Origin of the sequence: Leptolyngbya subtilissima AS-A7 (genome assembly GCF_039962255.1) — a bacterium.
Lineage (GTDB): Bacteria > Cyanobacteriota > Cyanobacteriia > Phormidesmidales > Phormidesmidaceae > Nodosilinea.
The window spans coordinates 695,349-718,536 of the sequence record NZ_JAMPKY010000001.1 but is presented as its reverse complement, the minus strand read 5'-3'; the positions used below and the strand labels follow the sequence as shown (position 1 = coordinate 718,536).

Annotated in this window: 12 protein-coding genes; 8 read left to right on the top strand and 4 right to left on the bottom strand. The window is 52.5% G+C overall.

The features are described 5' to 3' along the window. Positions 1-2: 2 nt before the first annotated feature. The 4 genes from NC979_RS03235 to NC979_RS03220 form a co-directional block, all read right to left on the bottom strand. A complete protein-coding gene (locus tag NC979_RS03235; protein WP_190523652.1) occupies positions 3-3,647 on the bottom strand; it encodes a CAAX protease in 3,645 nt (1,214 codons plus the stop codon). A 210-nt stretch (positions 3,648-3,857) separates the two neighbouring features. Continuing rightward, positions 3,858-4,433, bottom strand: a complete 576-nt coding sequence (locus tag NC979_RS03230; RefSeq protein ID WP_190523650.1) for a Uma2 family endonuclease — start codon at positions 4,431-4,433, stop codon at positions 3,858-3,860. A 247-nt stretch (positions 4,434-4,680) separates the two neighbouring features. Further along, a complete protein-coding gene (locus NC979_RS03225; RefSeq protein WP_190523648.1) occupies positions 4,681-10,524 on the bottom strand; it encodes a non-ribosomal peptide synthetase in 5,844 nt (1,947 codons plus the stop codon). Then, entirely contained in the window at positions 10,521-13,850 is a 3,330-nt protein-coding gene (locus NC979_RS03220; protein ID WP_190523646.1) for a non-ribosomal peptide synthetase, read from the bottom strand. The genes NC979_RS03225 and NC979_RS03220 overlap by 4 nt, the downstream gene beginning before the upstream one ends. A 525-nt stretch (positions 13,851-14,375) precedes the next feature. Between NC979_RS03220 and NC979_RS03215 the strand changes: the two genes are divergently transcribed. From NC979_RS03215 to NC979_RS03180, 8 genes are all read left to right on the top strand, one after another. Continuing rightward, positions 14,376-14,537: a hypothetical protein gene (locus tag NC979_RS03215; RefSeq protein ID WP_190523644.1), complete on the top strand. Its 162-nt coding sequence runs from the start codon at positions 14,376-14,378 to the stop codon at positions 14,535-14,537. 292 nt (positions 14,538-14,829) lie between these two features. Beyond that, entirely contained in the window at positions 14,830-15,681 is an 852-nt protein-coding gene (locus NC979_RS03210) for an STAS domain-containing protein (protein WP_190523643.1), read from the top strand. A 13-nt stretch (positions 15,682-15,694) separates the two neighbouring features. Then, complete coding sequence (locus NC979_RS03205) at positions 15,695-16,111, top strand: STAS domain-containing protein (protein ID WP_190523641.1); 417 nt, start codon at positions 15,695-15,697, stop codon at positions 16,109-16,111. Between the two features lie 4 nt (positions 16,112-16,115). Beyond that, positions 16,116-16,496, top strand: coding sequence for an anti-sigma regulatory factor (locus NC979_RS03200; RefSeq protein ID WP_242024185.1), 381 nt, complete (start codon positions 16,116-16,118; stop codon positions 16,494-16,496). 14 nt (positions 16,497-16,510) lie between these two features. Beyond that, positions 16,511-17,518, top strand: a complete 1,008-nt coding sequence (locus NC979_RS03195; protein ID WP_190523637.1) for an ATP-binding SpoIIE family protein phosphatase — start codon at positions 16,511-16,513, stop codon at positions 17,516-17,518. Next, a complete protein-coding gene (locus tag NC979_RS03190; protein WP_190523636.1) occupies positions 17,515-19,644 on the top strand; it encodes an ATP-binding protein in 2,130 nt (709 codons plus the stop codon). The genes NC979_RS03195 and NC979_RS03190 overlap by 4 nt, the downstream gene beginning before the upstream one ends. Before the next feature lie 9 nt (positions 19,645-19,653). Beyond that, positions 19,654-21,669 (top strand): hybrid sensor histidine kinase/response regulator, encoded by a 2,016-nt coding sequence (locus tag NC979_RS03185; RefSeq protein ID WP_190523635.1) that lies wholly within the window; start codon positions 19,654-19,656, stop codon positions 21,667-21,669. A gap of 469 nt (positions 21,670-22,138) precedes the next feature. Beyond that, a complete protein-coding gene (locus NC979_RS03180) occupies positions 22,139-22,909 on the top strand; it encodes a carbonic anhydrase (RefSeq protein ID WP_190523634.1) in 771 nt (256 codons plus the stop codon). Positions 22,910-23,188 lie beyond the last annotated feature (279 nt).

The following is a 23,188-nucleotide window of genomic DNA, read 5'->3' as shown; positions in this document are numbered from 1 at the left end:
CCCTAAAACGTCATCGGCGCGATCGGTTCAATATCGGGATCGTGACCACCCACCTGACTAGTGTGCAGTACCCAGGCCGAGGCGCCGTACTTGAGAAACTTGTGCACGACCACATCGCTGGCCTTGCGGGGAAACACCGTGCGCCAGCTGCCCAGCCCCATCAGCAGGTTGCGCACGGGTTCGTCTTCAATCGAGCTGCCCAGGTTAAATTCGTTCTTTTCCCATGTGGGACGCAGGCCCCCTAGGGGTTGCAGGGTGTCTTTGAGGTCTTTGCCAAAGAGGGCGAGCTGGTATAGAGGCTCAGCCTGGTCGGGATGCTGATCGATCAGGGCGTCGGCGTGGCGATAGAGGCTGAGGCCGGTACCCTGCAAGCTGGCAAATAGCGCCTGATTCGAGTCTTGGGAACAGTTATTCGACGGGCCCACAAAGGTGCCGCCGGTGCCGTCGCCAATGCGATAGCGGGCGGTCATGGCTTGCAGGTGGGCCTCCATACGGGTGAGGGGCGATCGCCTCTCGTCATCAAAATAGTACTGGCGGCTAAAGGCATCAAGCTTGACCAAGATGTCGCAGGTGGGGCGGGTACCCAGCCAGCCCCGCTGGCGATCGCCCTGATACCGCGACCAATGAATCGTACCCGCAATCAGCCCGTCAATGTTGTGGGCGTAGACCTGGTAGTAGCGAATCTCAAACCGCCGCTCGTCGGCTAGAGGGTCGTGCACTACCTCGGCCCGACCGTAGGCAAAGTGGCCAAAGAAAATGGGGGTGGCGGCGGCGGGTTCTTTGTGGTTGCCGCCGATGCCGCCGTAGGTGTGGAGGATGAGGGCGCGATCGCCCACCTGCCACTCATCGATTGCCGCTGCGATCGCCTCGGGCCGACCGTTGTCCTGCACTGTGCACAGCACCGAGCTGACCTTGCCCTTTTGGACCACCACATCGGCCCATGCCTCGTTGCGAACGTAGCGGTAGGCTGATTTTGCTCCGCCAAATACGACGCGATCGGGCTGGAGCCGAAACAGTGCTCTGGGACCGAGGGATTGCACCACAAAGGTGCCGTTGGCATTGGGCGCACCGTAGATGTACCAACCGGTCTCGTTGTAGGGCGATCGCTCCAGAGCCTTTGTAGTAGAGGGACTGCTGCCGTAGACCGCCATCGGGGCAACCGGGGGCAGGCTCACCACCTCCTCAGGGCCGTCAAAAGCGCGGCTGACTTTGTTAAAGTGCCGTACTCGCCACTGGTCGCCTGCCGTTGGCCCCACAAACTGCACCAGGCCGAAATAGCGCCCTGTCACCTCCATCGGTTGAGCCGCGATCAAGAGCGTTACCCCATCCCGATCCAGCACCACCTGAGGATTTTCTACCACCACGACTAGGTCATCCTCCGGCAGCGATCCGGCCAGAGATTCTAACGGGTCGACCCGTAGCCAATGGTTGAGCCGCACCGGGTTAATCACCCCACCAAAGCGACTAGCGTACTCGGCATCGGCGCTAAAGTGCACATCGTGGGTGACGGCCTGCACCATCTGTTGGGTGAGGGGGTTGTCAGACCAGCGCAGCTTCACCACCTGGCCCAACAGCTTGCGGTGGTCGTCGGGCGCGTGGTGAATTTCGTAGAAGACGCCACCAAAGCGCTCAGCCTTGGCGGGCAAAATCAGCCGGCCAATCCAGTCGGCAATAGGCACGTAGAGCGCTGGGTTTAGGCGCTGATCGAGCGGATAGCTCTGGTACTGCACCAGGGGGTTGGCGCGAAAGATATCGTAGTTGTTTGCTTTGCCGCCCCGCTCTAGCCCGACCTCCAACATTTCGCCCTGCAGAATAGCGTTGATAGTATCGATAGTCTGCCCGAGGGAACTGCGGCCATCGGGCAGCACCAGCTTGGGGTCGAGAATGCCCCCCGGCACCTGATGGCCCACCGGCCCTAGGGAAATGAACGAGATTTTGCCCCGCCGCTTAGCCCGATTCCAGAACGACAGAGGATACAGCCGCCAGCGCCCCGGAAAAATCTTTGGCCCCAGCTTTTCCACCACATCTTTTTCTCCCGACAGGTGATAAAGATGCTCTAGTTGAAGCAGGTTGATATTGGCGCTGATCACCCCGCCCAGGGAAATCACGTCGATGGGCGCACCTAGGGCCCGCTTGAGGTAGGGGGCACTGGCGCAGCACATCTGCCCGCCGCCGCTATACCCCATCAGCGTGATGGGGGTGCCGCTGCCCACCCGGTAGCCATTTTTGACTAGGCCGTTAAACACCACTTGGGCAATGCCCTGGTTGTAGAGCGGACCGTAGCGCTTGTCGGCTGACACGCCCACAATCAACACGTTGCGAATGTTAACCAGCAGGCCCAGCACGCTCATGGGATTGGCAAATCGCAGCTTGTCGGCGTAGCGCCATAGGAACGACAGGGGCCGATCTTCATCCAGGGGCGCATTCATCACTGAGTAGGGCATGATGCCGCGAATCAGCGCCACGCCTTGGGGCAGAGTGGGAGCCAGGGTATCGAGAAATTCTTTGATGTCGGGCAGGTACTCAAAGCTAGAAATGCCAATGCCGTCAAGGTAAACCATATAGCGGCTGATTTTGCCGCGATCGCCCACGGGCTCGGCCAGCTCTCCCGCGTTGACGGTGGTGTTGACCTCGTCGTCATACCAGCCGGCCCACCAGCCCAGGGTTTCGAGTGGGGCCAGCAGCCCAGCCACCACCAGGGCGACAATGCCAATCCAGACAAAGTTCAGCACCAGCAGCACTAGGCTGGGCAGGTCACTCAACCAGCCGAACCACCAGACGCGAATGGGCCGCAGCAGCGCCAGCACCACCACCGTCAGCACCGCCATAGCAGCCAGACCGAGCAGGGTCTTAAAACTGTCAAGGCGATCGCCGTTTGGGCCAGCATCAATAGAAACGGTCGAGCCCCCAGCTCCGGCCATAGCCAGGGCTGGGGGTTCCCCAGTAACGGGGGCGAACGCATCGCCCTGGTTGAAGGCGCTAAATCGCTGGGTAAACTCTTCGTGCCAGCGGGTAGAGGTTTCAGCCAGCCCCGATTGAAACGACTCGGTCAAATCTCGGCGATTGGTGACGAGATTGACCCCCGCCGCCCTGTTAGCAAGGCGCTTGCCCAAATTGGCTATGGGCTGACCCACAGTGTTTTGCAAGACTTGCAGCAAAATCCAGCCCAGGGCGACGTAGCTAAAGGCGTGGCTGAGGCCCAGGTTTGCGATCGCCCCAAAACCCACCACCATGGCCAGCAAATGCCACACCGACAGCAGGTTGAGAATGGGCATCCCCAGGTAGGGCAGCGCTCCCAAAAAGCTGAACAGCAGCGGGGCGTAGGCCAACCCCAGCACCGTCACTAGCTGCCCAAAGGACATATTCTGCGCCCACGGCATCAGGGTCACCAACCAGGTGCTTAACACCAGGGCCAAGAAGCCTAAGACAAATAGCACTGCATTGATGCCTAGGCTGAGCACAAACCGGGCGGGCCGCACTTGGTTGACAAAGAGAATAATGCTCTGCCCAATGCCCAGGGATAGCCCCGCCAGCAGAACCACTAACAGCGCCAGGCTTCTGCCGGCTGGTACGGTAGTAGCAATGCGAAAAGCTTCATCGTTGAGAGCAAACACGTAGCCCAGCACTTCCCAGAAGCGATTTAGCATTGGCTCAGCCTCAACCTTGTGCCGAGATTTTACTCCAAGGTTAAAGGTAAAACTGCCACTGTTAGGTTAAATGAAGGGTTTTAGAGCGATTTCGGAACGGACGCTTCGCGAATCGCAACGTTAGCTCAATCTAGGCACGAATGTTGCAGCTAGAGAGTTGGTGACGCGGGTTGCCGAATGCAGCTTAGCCAACACAAGCTTTTCTCATAGCTAACCCACCGTCAGCATAGACTCAGCGGTCATTGCCCAGTCGGGAAATGTAGGTGATTCAACCACAGCTTCTCCCTCAAATGTGGCCTCGCTATAGCCCTGTGGAGTCAAACTCAGAACGGTCACCCGGCCCACCACAGGGTCGAGAATCCAATATTCACCAATGCCGCGCCACTCGTACTGGTTGCGCTTCTCTAAATAGTCGCGGCGATGATTTTCCGCCCCTGGGCTGACCACCTCTACAACCATCAAAGGAGGAGCCATTTCTAACGTAATGGCGGCCTGCCCCAGTTCGTGCATCTGCTCAGGATGCTCAGGGCGTAACACTGTTAGATCAGGATACCGATTTTTGGGCTGCCCCGGCACAGCTATAGCCAAACCTTGAGGACAAACTTGAGCAGCATTTACCAGCGCTTTCAATACGTCGTAAAGCTTTAGGGCACGACGCAAGTTGTCGTAAGACTCTGGCGGCATTTCAACCAGTTCTCCGTTAGTGAGTTCGTAGTAGCCTTCGACCTCTTGGGCGTAGGCGAGAAAGTCGCTAAAGGTTTTGAGCTGGGATTGGGCTTGTACCACGGGCGATCACCTGCTGCTCGATGCCACTATTTTACCGGGTGTGCTTTTTGGCAGTGGATTGGGTATGGCTGGCCGCCCAGCCTATAGGGGCAGGCCTACTCCAGAAGACAGCGGAAAATTAGATATTTTGCTGGTATCAGGTTAGTTATTCAAACATCTGCGCCCGGTGATTGCAATCGTTAAACTAATTGAAAGTAATGGAGAAAACTCAACATCGTAACCTCTTGAAGTTAGAGAAACGCTGCATCTAGGTTAGATAACGTCTGAGTTGTTGCGCCAGAACTTGCACATGAGGTTGTTTTAGCAACGATAAATGGTTGCCGGGGACTTCGTGCAGTTGAATGTCCTTCACTAATTCACTCCAGCCCAATGTTTCATCAGGTTGATTAGCATCTGATTGGTCTGCTGCCTTAAATAGTGCGATCGCGTGAGAGTAAGGCTGAGGCACATAATCGTTGGTCGCCTGACTATTCGCATAGACAATGGGCAGCATGGCGTTGATGGCGGATTCATTTAATAGACGCAATCGAGACTCTTCAGGAATTAATCGGGTGATGGCTGACCATTGCCAGCGAGAAAACCACGGTTTAGCTTGTAGGCGGTGGGTTGCTAGAGCGCTAAAGTCTAGCAAAAATGGCAGGGTAGACCGGAGGGCAGTTTTCACTAGAAACTTAAAGCTCTGACAAAGAGAGGGTTTGGTGCAGGGAGCCGTAGTATCGAGAATTGCCAACAGTTCAACTGTTTCGCCTGCTTGAGTGAGTTGTTGCGCCATCTCATAGGCAACCAATCCCCCAAAAGACCAACCTCCTATGTAATAAGGCCCATGAGGTTGCAGGGTTTGAATGGCTTGAATGTAATAGGCCGCGATTGCCTCCATTCGGTTTAGGGGCTGAGATTTGCCGTCTAACCCGAGGGGTTGTAACCCATAGAAACTGCGCTCGCTTTTCAGGTGATGAGCCAGTTCCATATAGGGGAATACGACCCCAAACATAGGATGCACACAGAAGAAGGGAGGACTGCTGCCGCCCAAAGCCAGGGGAACCAGCGGCGAAGTAGGGGATGGGGTGACTGTGTTGAGTGCTGGCGCTTCCGGTTGGGGAGGAACGGAAGTAGCCTGAGCCGGCTGGTTTAGCAAAGTCGAGGATTTGCGTCGGTAAGCGGTGCGATCGAGCCGAACGAGGGGAGGCGTGCTCGGGGTAGTATTGCGCAACGCGTCTAGAATGGGCGCTAATTGGGCAATGGTGGGAGCGGCAAAAACGTTCTTGAGCGGGAGTTCTAACTCAAAGGTGTCGCGGATGCGAGAGGTCATTTGGGTCGCGAGTAGGGAATGCCCACCTAACTCAAAAAAGTTGTCGTGACGGTTGACCTGCTTGAGCTGTAAGAGTTCTTGCCAGATCTCAATGAGAGCGGTCTCGGTTGAGGTTTGGGGGGCGCTTGCCGCAGGTGAATCGCTGCTGTGGGTAAGGTCAAGCGGGGGCAGAGCACGCCGATCGACCTTACCACTGGAATTTAACGGCAGGGTGGCTAACGGCACAAAGGCGGCAGGAACCATGTAGTCGGGTAAGGTCTGGCTGAGATGTTGCCGCAGCTCAGGCACAAGGTGCCGAGCGACATTCGCCTGAAGTGGATAGTTGGTGAACGGCTGGGGCGATCGCTCCCTGGGCCGTAGTGCAATATCTGCTACATCAACCCCGTGACGAATTAACGCCACATCATAATCTCCAGTCTCAGACGATGCTGACCAGGTAATCTCCACCGTGTAGGGCAATATTGTTTCTAAACTCCACCAGTCCTGCGGATCGATCGCTGAGTTGGCAGCGTCTTGCAATAGCTCGCGCATGCGGCCCACGGTTTTGGGCGCTTTCTTGTTCTGGAGCCAGTGCGCTGTTGCAACAGCAGCACTCACTCGGCTGTTGGCCACATTCGTAATGGTGAGGATTTCTGGTTCGGTGGCCAGGAGTTGTTGCTGAATCTCTTGGACGGTCACTGGCTGATGCTTCCAATTGAGTTGCGCCCCTTTGCTTGCTTTGATAGCGGTTGCAGGTTGCGTCTCATGCCTCAAGCTAACCTCTCGGAATTGCCCCATTCGCAGCAAAACGTTGTAGCGGAACTGAGTCATTTCATTTTGACTGCGCCCTCGGGTTAGGCGAATGTGAACCTGCTGAACTTGGGCAAATTGCTCTTGCAGCGCGTAAAAAAATGCCGGATCAATGGCCAGTTCTGGCTCTTCAAACTGCGATCGCTCAACTTGATGCCGAAGCTGCGATCGCTCCATGCTGGCCTCTGCCTGAACAAATTTCATCCAGCTGTGGAATGCCGATAACAAAGGTAGGTTTCGCACATCTCCAACAAATAAGGCACCGCCCTCCGCAACAGCTTCAATCGCTTTTTTCAAGACCTGCATCAAGTAGGTCTCATCGGGAAAATACTGCACAACCGAATTTAGAATCACGACGTCGAATGTCCCTAGATCAATCCCTTCAAAGTTGGTTGCCATGCGCTGCAACAGCTCGACATGGGAGAGATTGAGCGAGTCTAGTTGATGTTGAACTGATGCCAGGGAGACAGCCGAAAAGTCTGTGCCTACATACTTTTGACAGTGCGGCGCAATTTGAAACAGCAGCAATCCTGTACCGCACCCAATTTCCAAAACGCGTTTAGGTTTCAGTGCCAGAATTTGCTGAACGCGATCGCCTACCCATTCCTGCATCTGCTCCAGCGGAATGGGCTCTCCGGTATAGCTGCTGTTCCAGCCGGTAATATCGAAGGGTTGGGAGCTGGGAGTTGGAGGATGAGGGGATTCTGGTGATTGGTAGGTTTGGTTGTAGAGGGTTTGCCACTGTTGCAGATGTTGAGTTTGAAGCGATCGCACACTCGCTTCTTGCAGATACTGAGGATCAAGGCTGAAGTAGGCAATCAGAGACGAGGCAGCGGAGGGGATGACAACAGCATCTTGAATAGCAGAATGACGCTGTATCGTTGTTTCAATTTCACCCAACTCGACCCGGAAACCTCGGATCTTGATCTGATGATCGACTCGACCGAGAAACTGGATGGTGCCGTCGCGGTTGTAAAGGACGCGATCACCAGTTTTGTAAAGGGTTGGGTGCTGTTTATTGGCTGTAGAGAAGGTGCTTTTTAACTCGGCTCTCAGCCCTAAACACTCCACATTGATAAACCTTTCCGCCGTCAACTCCGGGCGATTGAGATATCCCTGGGCCACCCCTGTCCCGCCGATGTACAACTCCCCTGGAATGCCTGCCGGAACGGGATTTAAGTGGGCATCCAGAACATAGACCTGAGTATTGAGAACAGGGCGACCAATCGTCAGAGGATTGTCGCCAGGATGAAGTTCGGCAACCGTTGCCCAGATCGTAGTTTCGGTGGGTCCATAGGCGTTGAAGAAGCGGCGGTTGACAGCCCAGCGATCGATCACCTGGCTAGAGCAGGCTTCTCCCCCAGTGACCAACACCTGAAGGTCAGGCAGTTCCCCAGGGGGCAAAACGGCGAGTACGGCTGGCGTGATTAGGGCGTGAGTGATGGCATTCTCTTGCAGAAATTGTATTAGGGCTATACCCGGCAATTGGGCAGCTTTGGGAGGAATATAAAGCGTGCCGCCAGAACCGAGGGCAAGGGCAATCTCGAAAATAGATGCATCAAAGCTGAGAGAGCTAAACTGCAAAACTCGGCTAGTGCGAGTGGGTTGAAAGAGCTGTTGTTGAGCCTGTACAACGTTACACAAGCCCCGATGAGAGAGCAAAACTCCTTTGGGGGTGCCCGTAGAACCAGAGGTATAGATAACGTAGGCCAGATCGGAAGATCCTTCACCCCCTGGCCCCCTCTCCCAGTGGCGGGAGAGGGGGGACCGACCTGGAGGAGTTTCTTCTAGCTTCAGGCTATCCTCTTTCTCCCCTTCTCCCTGATTAGGAGAAGGGGTTGGGGGATGAGGGCACAATGGCTGATCTAAGCAAACAATGGTTGCCGAAGTTGCGGGTAAGGATTCGGTAAGCCAGGATTGTGTGAGCAGGATGGAAACTTGCGTGTCATCAAGAATGAACTGGAGGCGATCGCTCGGATAAGTCGGGTCAAGCGGCACATAGGCTGCTCCCGCTTTGAGAATGCCGAGAATGCCAATTACCACATCGGCAGAGCGATCGACACACAACCCCACTAGCGAATTGGGCTGCACTCCCATTTGCCTCAAAGTTTCTGCTAGTTGATCGGCCTTGCAATCAAGTTCCTGATAAGTAAGGGTTTGAGATTCGGTGACAAGAACGATCGCGTTTGGAGCTTGTTCTGCGTGGGCTTCAACAATGTGATGAAAGTAGGGATCTGGCTCCTTGCCGAGTTCTCCCTGATGAGAAACTTCAGCTGCACTTCTGCTCTCCCCCTTATCAAGGGGAGCTAGAGGGGATCTCCCAAAGCTCCAGTCATACAAAATCTGTTGATATTCCTCGGGCGTGAGCAACGGCAGGCCTGACAACCGGGCATCGGGATTCGCGACAATTCCTTCTAGCAGCGTTTGAAAATGACCCACCAGACGAGCGATTCTGTTGCGATCGAATAGATCAGTGCTGTAGGAAATGAAGCCGCTCAAACCGTCTTGCGATCGCCACACACTTTTCAATCCGTGGGCAGGTTCCCACAGGTGAACCTCTAGATCAAAGCGAGTGCTAGCAGACTCTAGGGGGGCAGGTTCTAGCGTCAATGCTGGTAACTCTAAGGATTGCACAGGGGCATTTTGTAGAGCAAAAGCAACCTGAAACAAGGGATTGCGGCTCAGATCGCGATCGGGGTCTAATTCTTCAACCAGTTTCTCAAAGGGTAAGTCTTGATGCTCATATGCTCCCAGAGCAACCTGACGAACCTGCTCCAGCAATTCGCGAAAGGTTGGGTTACCCGACAAATCCGATCGCATCACCAAACTGTTCACAAAAAAGCCAATTAGCCCCTCTACCTCACTGCGATGACGGTTGGCAATGGGTGACCCGATCGCGATATCTTCTTGCCCTGTGTATCGGTAAAGCAAGGTTTGAAACGCTGCCAGCAGGGTCATGAAAAGAGACGCTCCAGACTGCTGGCTGAACGTCTCTAATGCTTGGGAAAGGGTAGGGGAAATATGTAAAGGATAGGTCGCGCCTCGATAGGTTTGAACAGCAGGACGAGGGCGATCGCTGGGCAGTTCCAGTACGGGTAAATCTTGTAATTGTTGTCGCCAATAGCTCAGTTGTTTCTCTAAGATCTCTCCCTGCAACCAATTGAGTTGCCAGCGCGCAAAGTCAGCATACTGAATTGGCAAGGGAGGGAGAGTCGGCAATCGCTGCTCTACAAATGCCGTATAGAAATATCCCAATTCTCGAATCAATACCCCCAAAGACCACCCATCGGCAACAATGTGATGCATGGTTAGCAACAACACTGATTCTGCTGCATCGAAGTGCAGCAATGTCACGCGCAACAGAGAATCGGTCGTCAGGTTAAATGGGCGTTGGGCCTCAGCCGTCGCCAATTGTTGCCGAATGCGATCGCGTTCACCAAGCGCAACCGACTGTAAATTCACCACAGCAAGTTCGACATTGGCGTTGGGTTCGACGACTTGAACAGGTTGCCCATCCACGGTTGTAAATCGGGTGCGCAGGGCACCATGGCGGCGCACAATTTCCTGAAGCGATCGCTCTAATGCCGAGCGATCAAGCGTTCCCGTTAGGCAAATGGCGGCAGGTACGTTGTAGAAGGGGTTGTGAGGGGCGAGCTGGTAGAGGAACCAGAGTCGCTGTTGGGCGAAGGAGAGGGGAGCGGGAGTAGATGAGTGGGAGGGTGGATGAGTGGGAGGGTGGATGGGTGGGAGGGTGGATGGGAGACTATTTTTTGACTGCGGTTCTTGGATATTTGGGTTCGTTTGTAGGTAGGTGATGAGTTCAGCTTTGTGGTCGGTGAGTTCTTGACGGAGGGTGGGGGTGAGGGTACCTTCGGGGGCGTTGCAGCGGAGTCGGAATGGGTGGGGAGAAACAGCGGGGTCGGGTTCGAGGGAGAGCTTGATATCTAGGTGGTTGAGGTGAGAAATAAAGTCAGCGATCGCCCAGTTGGTCATAGATCTATTTCCTCACGTCGTTGAGAATTGGCTCCGCTTTGATCGCTGGTTGAAGCGGTTTCGGGTTGAAGTGTTGCCTGAATGGCGGTGATTTGTTGTGCTAGTTCAGCAATGGTGGGGGTTTCAAAGATGCTGCGCAGGGGCAACTCGACGTGTAAGCGATCGCGTACCCGTGAAACAAACTGAGTGGCCAACAAAGAATGTCCTCCCAGCTCAAAAAAATTGTCGTGAATACCCACTTGTTGTTGTCCCAATAGCTGCATCCAAAGCTCTACTAGAGTCGTCTCTAAAGACGTTGTCGGAGCCGTCGTTGCGCTGAATGCTGCCCGATGCAGCGTTGGTGGGGGTAATGCTTTTTGGTCTACTTTACCGTTGGCGGTTAAGGGAAGCGAGTCCAGCACTACGAACGCCGCCGGAATCATATAGGCAGGGAGCTGTTTTTTTAGCAGCGATCGTAGTTCTCGTTCAGTTAGGTCTGCCGCTGCACTGAAAATAACGTAGGCGACTAGTTGGCGATCTTGGTCGATCTCGCGTACGACGACAACGACGGATTGTACCGAAGAATGCTGTGCGATCGCTTTCTCAATCTCACTTAGCTCGACTCGAAAACCCCGAATTTTGACCTGATTATCTACGCGACCCAAAAATTCTAAATTGCCGTCGGGGTGATAAAGAGCGCGATCGCCTGTTCTATACAGAATTAAATCCTGGTACTCGTTGCAGGCAAAATTTAAGTCTAATAGCTTTGAGCGAACAAACTTTTCATCGGTCAACTCTGGATGATTCAAATATCCGTTTGCTAATCCATCGCCACCTAGGTAAATTTCCCCAACCATCCCAGTAGGAACAGGGTTCTGGTGGGCATCCAGTAGGTAAACCTGAGTATTTGCGATTGCCCTACCGATGGGGATTGTAGTAGCGGTTTCTAGAATTTCCTGAATCTCATACCAGGTGGAAAATGTTGTGTTTTCTGTAGGTCCATAAACGTGAAGCAAGTGTTGAGGTTTGCCCTGTTGCACCAGCGATCGCACCCTATCAACATTTACCGTTTCACCGCCAAACAGCAAATATTTGAGCGATCGGAAGGCATCGGGAATCTGACTAACGGTTTGGTTCAACAGAGCAGTGGTGAGAAACAGAATTCTAATATTTTGCTGCTGTAAGGTAGCCGCAAAATCAGAGGGAGACAGCGTAATTTCTCGCTCAATACCAATCAGGTGAGCGCCGTTTAACAACGCACCCCACACTTCGAAGGTGGCAGCATCAAAAGCAAGGTTTGCCACCTGCGCCACGCGATCGTCACCTGTAATCTGCACGTAATCGGTATCGCATACCAACCGATTTACCGCTCGATGGGGCACCACAACGCCTTTTGGGGTTCCTGTAGAGCCAGAGGTGTAGATGACATAGGCGGGCTGATCGGCGGTACAGGAAGTGGATAGATTCTGGTCTGATTCCTGGGCGATCGCGTCCCACGATTGCTCCAAACAAACCACCTTAGTAGTCGCCGTTTGTAATTCATCTACCCAGTTTGCTTCCGAGAGAATGACGGTAATGCCCGCATCTTTCACCATAAAGCGCAGCCGCTCTGCAGGATAGCTGGGGTCGAGAGGTACGTAAACTCCTCCTGCTTTGAGGATTGCCAACATTGCAGCGATCGCACCTATGCCCCGTTCCAGACAGATACCGACGGGCATTTCTGAACCAATGCCCAATCGTTGCAAGTACCGCGCCAGTTGGTTGCTGCCCTGATTCAACTGCTGATAGGTGAATTGTTGGTTGCCAAACTGCAGGGCGACCGCATTGGGTCGTTCCCTCACCTGCACCTCAAACAGATGATGAATGCACTCATTGCTAGGATATTTGAATTGATTGCTGCTCCAACGGTGGAGCAATACTTGTTGGTCTTCAATGGTTAATAATGGCAGGGCAGAAAGAGGCGTATTTGGGCTGGCTACAATTCCCTCTAGCAGCGTTTGAAAATGCTTGAGTAGCGATGCGATCGCGGTTGACTCAAACAGCTCGGTGTTGTAAATCACCATACCCCGCAACCCGTCTGAGTTTTGCCAACCCTTACCCCACAAGTTTCTAAAGTTATCGCCGCAGGTCCAAAGGTAAAATTCCAAGTCAAAGCGAGATGTCTTGATTACCAAATCTACCGGGCTAAGAATTAGACCCGGTAATTCTAGTTGCGTCATGGGTGTGTTTTGCAGAGCAAACACTACTTGAAATAGGGGATTTTGACCGAGGTTGCGAACAGGTTGCAGTTCCTCGACCAGTTTTTCAAACGGTAAATCTTGGTGATCGTAGGCGGCTAGGGTAACTTCTCGTACTCGCTCTAACAATTCCAAAAACGTCGGATCGCCCTCTACGTTGGTTCGCAAAACTAAGCTATTCACAAAAAAGCCGATTAGCCCTTCTAATTCACTCTGATGTCGATTGGCAATGGGAGTGCCGATCGCTAAATCGGTTTGTCCGGTGTAGCGGTGCAGCAGGGTTTGAAATGCTGCTAGTAAGGTCATAAACAGCGTCACCTCCGCCTGTTGGCTCAGGTTTTCTAACGCCTCCAATAATCGCTGAGGCAGTTCCAGCAATTGACTTGCGCCCTGATGTTCTTGAGATAAAGGTTGCCCTAATGTAGGCGACAACGCACCCGGCAACTGCAGAACTGGGATATCCTTTAACTGCTGTTTCCAATAGCTCAACTGAGTATTCAGCACCTCACCCTGCAACCATTCCCGCTGCCAGTGAGCAAAATCCGCATATTGAATCGGCAATTCGGGTAGTGCGATGGATTTGTTTTCGACTGAAGCAGCGTATCCCTCACCCAATTCTCGAATCAAAACACCGCTTGACCATTCATCAAAAATGATGTGATGCAGCGCAATTAGCATCAGATGTTCGTCATCCTGCAATTGCCACAGTTGCGCCCGAAAAAGCGGTCTTTGATTGAGGTGAAACGGGTGTTGAAGGGTCTCCCAAATGTCTTGTAACGCTATGACTTCGCGCTGGTTAGCAGGGTGCGATCGCAGATCTATTGACGGCAGTGGCACATCCACCTGAGCGGCGACGACCTGCATTAATTGACCATCAACGACATCAAATGAGGTGCGCAAAATTTCGTGCCGCTGAGCGATCGCTTGCATACTGCGCTGAAGGTGCGATCGCTTTAAGTGACCGCTAAGCCGAAACACCAAAGGACTCGTGTAGAGAGCATTTCCCGGAAGTAGCTGGTCAATAAACCACAAACGCTGTTGGGCAAACGAGGCGGGAAAGACAAAAACATCTTCCTCGATGTGCGCCTGAGTCGGTTCGTCTACAATCATTCACACCTGCACAGTTGAGCCCCACTCTGTTGTAGGGAAAAAGTAGGATCAAGAATTATGCTTTAAGGTAGATTTCGGCAAAAAACTTTGTGTTTTTTTGTTGCGCACTCGTTAATAAAGGCTTCGTGACGCTGAATGCACCTATTTACACGAAATAGTTTCAACCTTTCCATTAAAATCGCAGCGATTTTAGGCGGGGCTAGTGGATACTATTAAGCTCAATCTTCAAAGTGCATTCGTTAAAGCCCATGGTTTAGTCGAGGACGAGATGACTGTGTCTAGCAATTTCATTGCACTAAAACAAAAGTAGTTTAAAGCCTCTGTGTCCATCGAGCGGACCATCAGCTGGCTTCGCATCAAGCGTCAATACTTAGACATTTACTTTAACGGATCCGTAAGCACTCAGAAGGCTATCGCCAATCTCCCCCAACCCTTTTGGATTTTTAGGTGCTGGTGGTGCATGGCTGCGAAACAAGGATGGTGGATTCGACGGTTGTGGTTGAGTCTAGGGTATGTGGTTCTGCTGTGGTGCATAACCTTGGTGACTGGGTGCGATCGCCCGCTCGCTCCAGAGTCATCACGCCCCAGACCGGGCAACTATTGGGCGATCGCTGCGGCTTTATCGACCGGCTATCCCTCCAGGCTGCCCTAGATCAGGTGGCAAGCTTTTTTGGGGTTTTGGGTTGAGTGCCTTGGTCGTTAGCGACAGAGGGCGGTAGATGAGCTCACTGGGGCGATCGCTCGGCGTCAACCGTGCATTAGGGTGCTCGCTGTTGGAACAGCGCCACCGTCGTGCGCCTTAGCCTGAGTGAACCTTAGCCTTCGCACTGCACAATTTTTCCCCAGGAAAAACCAACAGGCTGGAATAGCCATACACTGATATGAATGTTCCACATCTGCCATTGGAAGGACACCCTGTTCGCCCCTCAAAGCAGATTTAGAACGAAACTACACTGGTCTGGATGAAGGAAACTGCCTCATGGAAATGACTCACACCAGTAAGATACCGGAGATACTGAAAACTCATGAGGCAGAATTGCTGTCGGAGTGGAATCAGGAACTAATCGCTACAAACACCCGCAAAGGGTTGATTAAAGAAGCAGAGCTACAGGTAGAGTGCCGAGAGTTTCTCAAGTTGCTTCGCGTCGCGGCTCAATCCGGTAACTTGAGCAATATTCAGGCGCTCGAATGGCGAGAGGTGCGAGAACTGCTGACTAGCATCTCGCGATCGCGCTCCCACAAAGGCTTCACGCCCAGTGAAACGGCTACCTTTATCTTTTCCTTCAAGCGACCGCTCTTTGATTGTCTGCGGAAGCAACTGCAAAACTCCGCTGAGCTCGGTGAAGAGATTTGGCAAGCCACCAACCTGCTCGATCGCCTAGGGCTGCTAGTGGTAGAAGCCTATCAAAAGTCGCGAGAAGAGGTGATATTGCGGCAGCAGGAAGAAATGATGGAGCTGTCTACGCCAGTGGTCAAGCTTTGGGACGGCATTTTGGCCTTGCCGATCATTGGCACCCTCGACAGTGCCCGTACTCAGGTCGTAATGGAGTCGCTACTGCAGAAGATTGTTGAAACCGGCTCAGAAGTTGCCATTATTGACATCACTGGGGTGCCGACCGTCGATACGCTGACCGCTCAACATTTGCTGAAGACGGTTACAGCCGCTCGCCTCATGGGCGCCGACTGCATCATTAGCGGCATTCGACCTCAAATTGCCCAAACAATCGTATATCTCGGCATCGATTTAGCTGATGTAACCACAAAAGCAACCTTAGCTGATGCCTTTCTCATGGCATTAAGGCGAAAGGGAACCACCATCACCCGCAAGTAGGTTAGAGGAAAGAATGGAACGGATTCCCATCCTTCAAATGGGCGAATTTCTGCTCGTCACCATTCAGGTCGACATGCACGATCGCCTAGCAATGACACTACAAGATGACCTGACTAATCGCATTAGTCAAACCAACGCCAGCGGGGTTTTAATTGACATTTCTGCGCTAGATATTGTCGATTCTTTCATCGGTAGAATTTTAGGCAACATTGCCAAAATGTCGCAGGTCATGGATGCTGAAACGGTGGTTGTTGGCATGCAACCTGCCGTCGCGATTACCTTGGTGGAGCTAGGGCTTTCCCTCACCGGCATTCGCACAGCATTGAATGTGGAAAAGGGGATGACACTGTTGCAGGCGACGGTCGCTAAATCCGCAAATGATCGGTTCATTTCTACGGAATGGGACATGGAAGACGATGCAGAAGATTGAGGAGATGAAAATTCAATCTTCTGCGGATGTGGTTTTGGTTAGACAAGCCGTGCGCCAGTTTGCCATTGAGCTTGGCTTTGGTTTAGTAGATCAAACCAAAATTGTCACCGCTGCCAGCGAGCTCGCTCGCAACACCCTAGATTATGGAGGAGGGGGAACTGTTCAGTTAGAAACGCTTCAGGACGGTGGGCGGCGCGGTCTCAGGCTCACTTTTGAAGATCAGGGGCCAGGCATTCCAGATATTGAAATGGCGCTCAAGGATGGCTTCACCTCAGGGGGCGGGCTGGGGATGGGGTTAGGAGGTGCAAAGCGGCTGGCCAACGAGTTTAAAATTGAGTCTGTGGTAGGAGAAGGAACGCGAATAATCGTCGTACGCTGGAAGTAATTCGAGGTTATCAATTGAATGAATCTACGGCGATCGCCATCACCGAGCAGAGTCAAACTGGGGAAGCACGGCGAGCCTCTCTAGCATTAGCCACTCGGCTTGGCTTTGAAGAAACCGAACGGGGCAAGGTTGGCCTTTTGGTAACAGAGGTGGCGAACAACCTCATCCGGCACGCAGGTCGCGGAGTGATTGTGCTGAGGGCGATCGCCCAAGACGACATCATCGGCATCGAAGTTTTGGGGCTAGACCAAGGTTCTGGCATGGTAGATGTGGAAGAATGCCTGCAAGATGGCTTTTCTACCGCCGGAACATCGGGCAATGGGCTAGGCGCAATTCGCCGCCTCTCTGACTTCTTTGAAATCTACTCGCAGCCCAATAAGGGAACGGCACTGCTCGCTCATATTTGGGCAAAAACGTCTCCCCATTCGTCACCCAAAATCATTGAAGTTGGTGTGGTCGCTTTACCGAAACTGGGCGAGGAGGTTTCAGGAGATGCCTCGGCCTGGGAAGGGGATGAGCGCCGCAGCCTGTTTCTGGTGGTAGATGGTTTAGGCCATGGTCCTGCGGCGGCCAGCGCGGCGACCGCCGCTATCCGCGTGTTTCACGATTGTCATCACCAGTCGCCCCAGCGCATTGTCGAAGCGGCCCATGCGGCGTTGCGCAGCACCCGAGGGGCAGCTCTGGCGATCGCTGAGATCAACTTTGAGCAGCAGACCGTTTGCTTTGCAGGCATTGGCAATATTGCGGCCAGCATTTCTTCCGCCACCGAACATCACAACATGATGTCTTACAACGGCACCGTGGGCCATGAAGTTCGTAAGATCAAGGAGTTTACCTACCCCTGGTACCTCAACGGGCTGCTAACGATGCACTCCGATGGCATCAGCACTCAGTGGAATCTCGATCGCTACCCCGGCCTAAGCCAAAAGCATCCCAGCCTGATCGCCGGTGTGTTACACCGTGATTTTCATCGTGAGCGGGATGATGTAACCATGCTGGTGGCGAAAGGAACGGGAGCATGACAACCCTCTTCACCCTGGAAATCCACTACGAACAGGATGTAGTGCAGGCGCGGCAGCGCACCCGCGAGCTGGCAGAACAACTGGGGTTCGACGGGCAAGATCAGGCGCGGTTAGCCACGGCGGTTTCAGAAATTGCCCGCAACGCGTTTCAGTATGCCCAGGGTGGCACGGTGACGTTTGACCTGGAGGAAAGCCCCCAAACCTTCCTGATTCAGGTGCAAGATCAGGGCGGGGGTATTCCGCATCTAAGCGAGGTCTTAGCGGGACGCTATCAGTCTTCTACGGGCATGGGGCTAGGGATCGTTGGCACGCGCCGGCTGATGGAGTCCTTCGAGATCGAATCGACCGAGCAGGGAACCACCGTGAAAATCAGCAAAGCCCTGCCCAAGCGATCGCCCATTTTCACAGATTTAGAATTGCAGCAGATTCGGGAGGCCGTCGTGGGGCGATCGCCCCAAAACCCCTACGACGAAATTCAGCGGCAAAACCAGGAATTGCTGCGGGCGATGGCCGAGCTCCGCAAGCGAGAAGAAGAGCTAACCTACCTCAACCGCGAGTTAGAAGACACCAATCGAGGCGTAATTGCCCTATACGCCGAATTAGACGAGAAAGCCAGCTCTCTGCAACAGGCAAACGAGCTCAAAACTCGCTTTCTTTCTAACATGAGCCACGAGTTTCGCACGCCGCTCAACTCGATTTTGTCCCTCTCTCGCATGCTGCTAACTCGGATGGATGGGGAGCTGTCCCTAGAGCAAGAAAAGCAGGTAACGTTCATTCAAAAAGCGGCCGATGGGTTGTCAGAGCTGGTCAACGATCTCCTGGACTTGGCCAAGGTAGAAGCCGGCAAAACTGAGGTGAATCCCAGTATCTTTGAAGTGAGTGACCTGTTTGCCACCCTGCGGGGCATGCTGCGTCCGCTGCTGGTTCAGGGTTCATCTGTGTCGCTCGTGTTTGATGAACCCGACGGGCTGCCCTCGCTCTATAGCGACGAGGGAAAGATTGCTCAAATCCTCAGAAACTTTATCTCAAACGCGCTTAAATTTACGGAGCAGGGAGAGGTGCGAGTCGCAGCTGAGCAAGTCGGTCAGATGATTCAGCTCTCGGTGTCTGATACCGGCATCGGCATTTCACCGGACGACCAGGAGCGCATCTTTGAGGATTTTGTGCAAATTGAGTCTGCGCTGCAAAGGCAGGTAAAAGGAACAGGGCTAGGACTGCCAATATCCTCTAAGCTAGCCGAGCTCATGGGGGGCAACGTTTCCGTTCACAGTGAACTGGGTCAAGGGTCTACCTTCTCAGTCTGCATTCCGATCGTCTACCCTAAAGTGACAGAGCTACCAGACTCATTACGACCAATCACTTCCCTGAACCCAGCCCGTTTACCCGTTCTGGCGATCGAAGATCATATTGAGACGCTATTTATCTACGAGAAGCACCTGCAAGCGTCTAGATATCAGCTGATCGCCACCCGCACCTTGGCTCAAGCCAGACAAGCCCTACAGCAGGTTCAGCCAGCCGCGATCGTGCTAGACATCTTGCTAGAAGGGCAAAACGGCTGGACATTTCTGCGAGAGCTTAAAAGTGATGAGGCAACTCGCAACATTCCCGTATTGGTGATTACGGTTGTAGATAACGAAAAGCAGGCCACTGCCCTAGGCGCTGACGGATTCCTGATTAAGCCTGTAGACCAATTGCCCTTACTCACCAAGCTCAATCGGCTAGTCGGCCAGGGCAAAGCTCAGAAACTCTTACTTATTGATGATGACCCAGCTTATCGATATGTGGTTAAACAGTTGTTGACCAATTTGCCGTTACAGTTTTTGGAGGCTGCCAATGGACGGGAAGGATTGTCCGTAGCAGAGAGTGAACAACCCTCAGCCATTCTGCTTGACCTGGAAATGCCCGAGCTGAGTGGCTTTGAAGCACTTGAGCAGCTTCGGCATAACCCCGCTACTCAGTCCATCCCTGTGGTTATTCACTCATCGACCCAGTTAGATTTAGAAACCCGGAGCCGTTTAGCCCAACAAGGTGTCGCTATCCTATCTAAGGAGAAAACATCTCAAGCAGAAGCAGCCTCTCACCTTCGAGAAGCACTCGCTAAAGCCGGACTCGTCTTAGATGCTTGAGGATGCGTGATGTTTGTACCCAGCGAAACCATTCTGCACATTGACGACAACGAAGCCAATCGCTACATCGTGAGGCGAATTTTGCAGAATGCAGGGTTCGCCGTCGTAGAAGCGGCGACGGGATTCGCAGGGTTAGAGGCGATCGGCTTACATCAACCAGCGCTGATCATTCTAGACGTAAAATTGCCCGACCTAAACGGCTTTGAAGTCTGTCGCCAGATCAAAGCCGACCCGCTAACTCGCTTTATTCCGGTGCTGCACCTCTCAGCCAGCTTTGTTAAAAGTCAAGACAAAGCAGAAGGGTTAGACAGCGGTGCTGATGGTTATCTGGCCCAGCCGGTTGAGCCGATTGAACTCCTGGCGACGGTGCGATCGCTCTTCCGAATTCGACAGGCAGAGGAGTTAGCGCTAATTTCAGCGCGGGAGTGGCAAACCACCTTTGATGCCATTAACGACAGTGTTTGCCTGCTCGATCAGCGGGGTGAAATCTTGCGCTGTAACCAAGCCGTGATGCGGCTTTTAGGTAAGCCTGCCGAAGATATTTTAGGGAAGATTCATTACGAGTTGATGAATGACACCTTGGGAGTAGGGGACGGCACCTGCTTTTACCGCGCTAAAGAAACACACCAGCGTCAAATATTAGAACTGCAAAGTCAAAAACGCTGGTTTGCCAAAACAATGGACCCGGTGCTAAATGAATTTGGCACCTTCACCGGTGCCGTACTGACTTTGGTAGACATCACAAATCGCAAGCAGATTGAGGATGAACGCAAGCAGGCAGAAATTATTCTGCAAGAGCGCAATCTACGCCTAGATGCACTCTATGAAACGACTCGTGAGCAAGCGGATCAACTGCGACAGGCCAATCGCATCAAGGACGAATTTTTGGCGGTCTTATCTCACGAGTTGCGATCGCCCTTAAACCCTATCCTCGGCTGGGCAAAAATACTGCAAACAAAACAGCAAGATGCGGCAAAAACGCAGTACGCATTGGAAACGATTGAACGCAACGCTAGATTACAAGCGCAACTAATTGAAGATTTGCTTGATGTTTCTCGTATCCTTCAGGGCAAGCTGAGCTTAAACACAGTTCCAGTAGATTTACCGTTCACGATCAAATCTGCCCTTGAGACCGTGCAACTCGCGGCTGAAGCAAAATCCATTCAAATCGAGACAACCTTTGAACCCAATGTTGGGCAAGTTCTAGGCGATTCTGGTCGCCTACAGCAGGTCATTTGGAATCTAATCTCCAATGCCGTTAAATTCACGCCCCAGGGTGGAAACGTGCAGGTGCGGTTAGAGCAAATTGAAGCAGTTGAAGAACATGTCACACCTCCCCACCGCCCCGTTACCTATGCTCAAATCACGGTTAGCGATACTGGTAAAGGCATTACTGCTAGCTTTTTGCCCTATGTCTTTGACTATTTCCGGCAAGCCGACAGCACAACGACTCGCAGTTTTGGGGGTTTGGGGCTAGGGTTGGCGATCGTCAGCCACTTGGTTGAACTGCACGGCGGAACCGTTCAAGCTGCGAGTTTAGGAGAAGGGCAAGGCTCAACCTTTATTGTGAGACTTCCCATTATTGCTGCCTCCAAACTCGACTCAGATCAATCGTTGTCTCACAATCGTTCAGAGTTACATCTCAATGGATTGCGAGTGCTTTTTGTTGATGATGAAAGAGATTCTCGAGAGCTAGTTAGTTTTTTGTTAGAACAGCAGGGTGCAACGGTTACCCAGGTAGGGACGGCCCATGAAGCATTAAGTCAGCTGCAGCAAGCAGAGTTTGATCTGCTCATCAGTGATATTGGGATGCCCGATATGGATGGTTACGGATTGATTCGCCATATCAGGGAACAATCGTCCGCTCAGAGCAGAAATATTTTGGCGATCGCCATTACTGCCTATGCTGGAGAAAGCAATCAGCAAAAAGTATTAGCAGCCGGATTTCAGCAGCACATTACTAAACCAATTGAGCCAGAAACACTGCTGAAAACGATTTGGACGCTAGTGCAGAAAGAGGGTTAATGTTGCTTGGTGGCTGTGTCGCCGGAATAGGTGAAGGGTTAGGGTAGCTTCAGATCTCAACCTACGGATACCGACTGCTGAAGGGGTAATGGGTGCGATCGCTCTCCGCTGACCGTGTAACAGCACTTTACTTACCCATGCGAACTTTATAGGTTGCAAGATCAGAAGTTACCCGAATAAGCACCTATTCAGAATAAATATCCATCATAATTGACAAACAATACTCCTCCACCAGAGAGTTAGACATCAAAAGTAATAGATAAAGCCCCCGAGCTAGGGGCTTATCTATACAAAACCTAGCGTTTAATACATAGTTGACCCACCTGTCTCATCAGAGCAAGCGTTTGAGTTTAAAGATTTGCTTCAACAGCAATTTTTGTGTCACCTGTACATAGAAGATTCAATTTAGGAGTGGGCTTTAACCCATTTTTGCTTGTCCAAAAATGCTTTCGTTGTTCAAGACACAATTATGAGAAAATCCTCGGATCAACAAAGGTTTTCGAGAAGAAACCTTCTTCAATTTGGTGCAGGGCTGGTTGGCACAGGTTCGGTAACAGCCTGGTTAGGAACGGGCGCATTAGCCCAAGCTGTCGAACATCGGTCATCCCGTACTAAGCAAGCCCAAGCCCCTAAGGCCGATCCTGGAAGTGCCCATTCCCATAGTGCTTTGACTCCTGATCAGGCGCTGGCGAAACTGATGGAAGGAAACCAGCGATTTGTCGAAAGCAAGCGGCTCAACCCCAATCAAGATGCTGCCCGTCTAGCTGAAGTTGCGTCAGGACAAGCACCCTTTGCCGCTATTTTGAGTTGTGCAGACTCACGAGTCGTGCCAGAGATTGTTTTTGATCAGGGAATTGGCGATCTCTTTGTCGTTCGTGTTGCTGGTAATATTGCTATCACTGAAGATATTGCTAGTGAAGAGTATGCGGTTGGTGTCTTGGGAACCCCCCTACTAGTAGTTCTAGGACACGAGCGATGTGGTGCCGTGGCAGCGGCTCTGGAAGGGGGAGAATTACCAGGTGTCATTGAATCACTGGTATTTGCAATTCGACCAGCCGTTCAAGCCTCGGAGGGAAAATCGGGCGATCGCCTCACAAACGCAATCAAGTCAAATGTGAGCTTGCAAGTACAGCGACTACAAAACTCTTCTGTAATTGCTTCGGCCCTACAAGAAGGTAAACTCAAAATTGTAGGCGCCTACTATGACCTGAATACAGGCGAAATCAGTTTAGTCGACTAAGGCACACAAAAGTAACTGCTGCAAATTGCGGTTGCAGCTAATAACCCGTTTGAACCCGACCGTTGAGGGTTGATCGATGAAGTGTTCAAGCTATCTGCGGCGGGTTAAACGGAACGTTATGATACTCAATCGCTGATGTCGATTAAGGGGGCGCTCCACTGTGTGCTCCCTTAATGTCAGAACCTACACCAGTGCTTTGCGCTTGAAGGTGTCTAGACCGGCGTACTTGGCCCTGGCGCCCAGCTCTTTCTCAATGCGCTGGGCTAACCCTGACTAGCG

Coding starts and splice junctions, on each gene's coding strand:
- NC979_RS03235 (WP_190523652.1), bottom strand. CDS start 3,647: ATGCTAAATCGCTTCTGGGAAGTGCTGGGCTACGTGTTTGCTCTCAAC.
- NC979_RS03225 (WP_190523648.1), bottom strand. CDS start 10,524: ATGACCAACTGGGCGATCGCTGACTTTATTTCTCACCTCAACCACCTA.
- NC979_RS03220 (WP_190523646.1), bottom strand. CDS start 13,850: ATGATTGTAGACGAACCGACTCAGGCGCACATCGAGGAAGATGTTTTT.
- NC979_RS03210 (WP_190523643.1), top strand. CDS start 14,830: ATGGAAATGACTCACACCAGTAAGATACCGGAGATACTGAAAACTCAT.
- NC979_RS03205 (WP_190523641.1), top strand. CDS start 15,695: ATGGAACGGATTCCCATCCTTCAAATGGGCGAATTTCTGCTCGTCACC.
- NC979_RS03200 (WP_242024185.1), top strand. CDS start 16,116: ATGAAAATTCAATCTTCTGCGGATGTGGTTTTGGTTAGACAAGCCGTG.
- NC979_RS03190 (WP_190523636.1), top strand. CDS start 17,515: ATGACAACCCTCTTCACCCTGGAAATCCACTACGAACAGGATGTAGTG.
- NC979_RS03185 (WP_190523635.1), top strand. CDS start 19,654: ATGTTTGTACCCAGCGAAACCATTCTGCACATTGACGACAACGAAGCC.
- NC979_RS03180 (WP_190523634.1), top strand. CDS start 22,139: ATGAGAAAATCCTCGGATCAACAAAGGTTTTCGAGAAGAAACCTTCTT.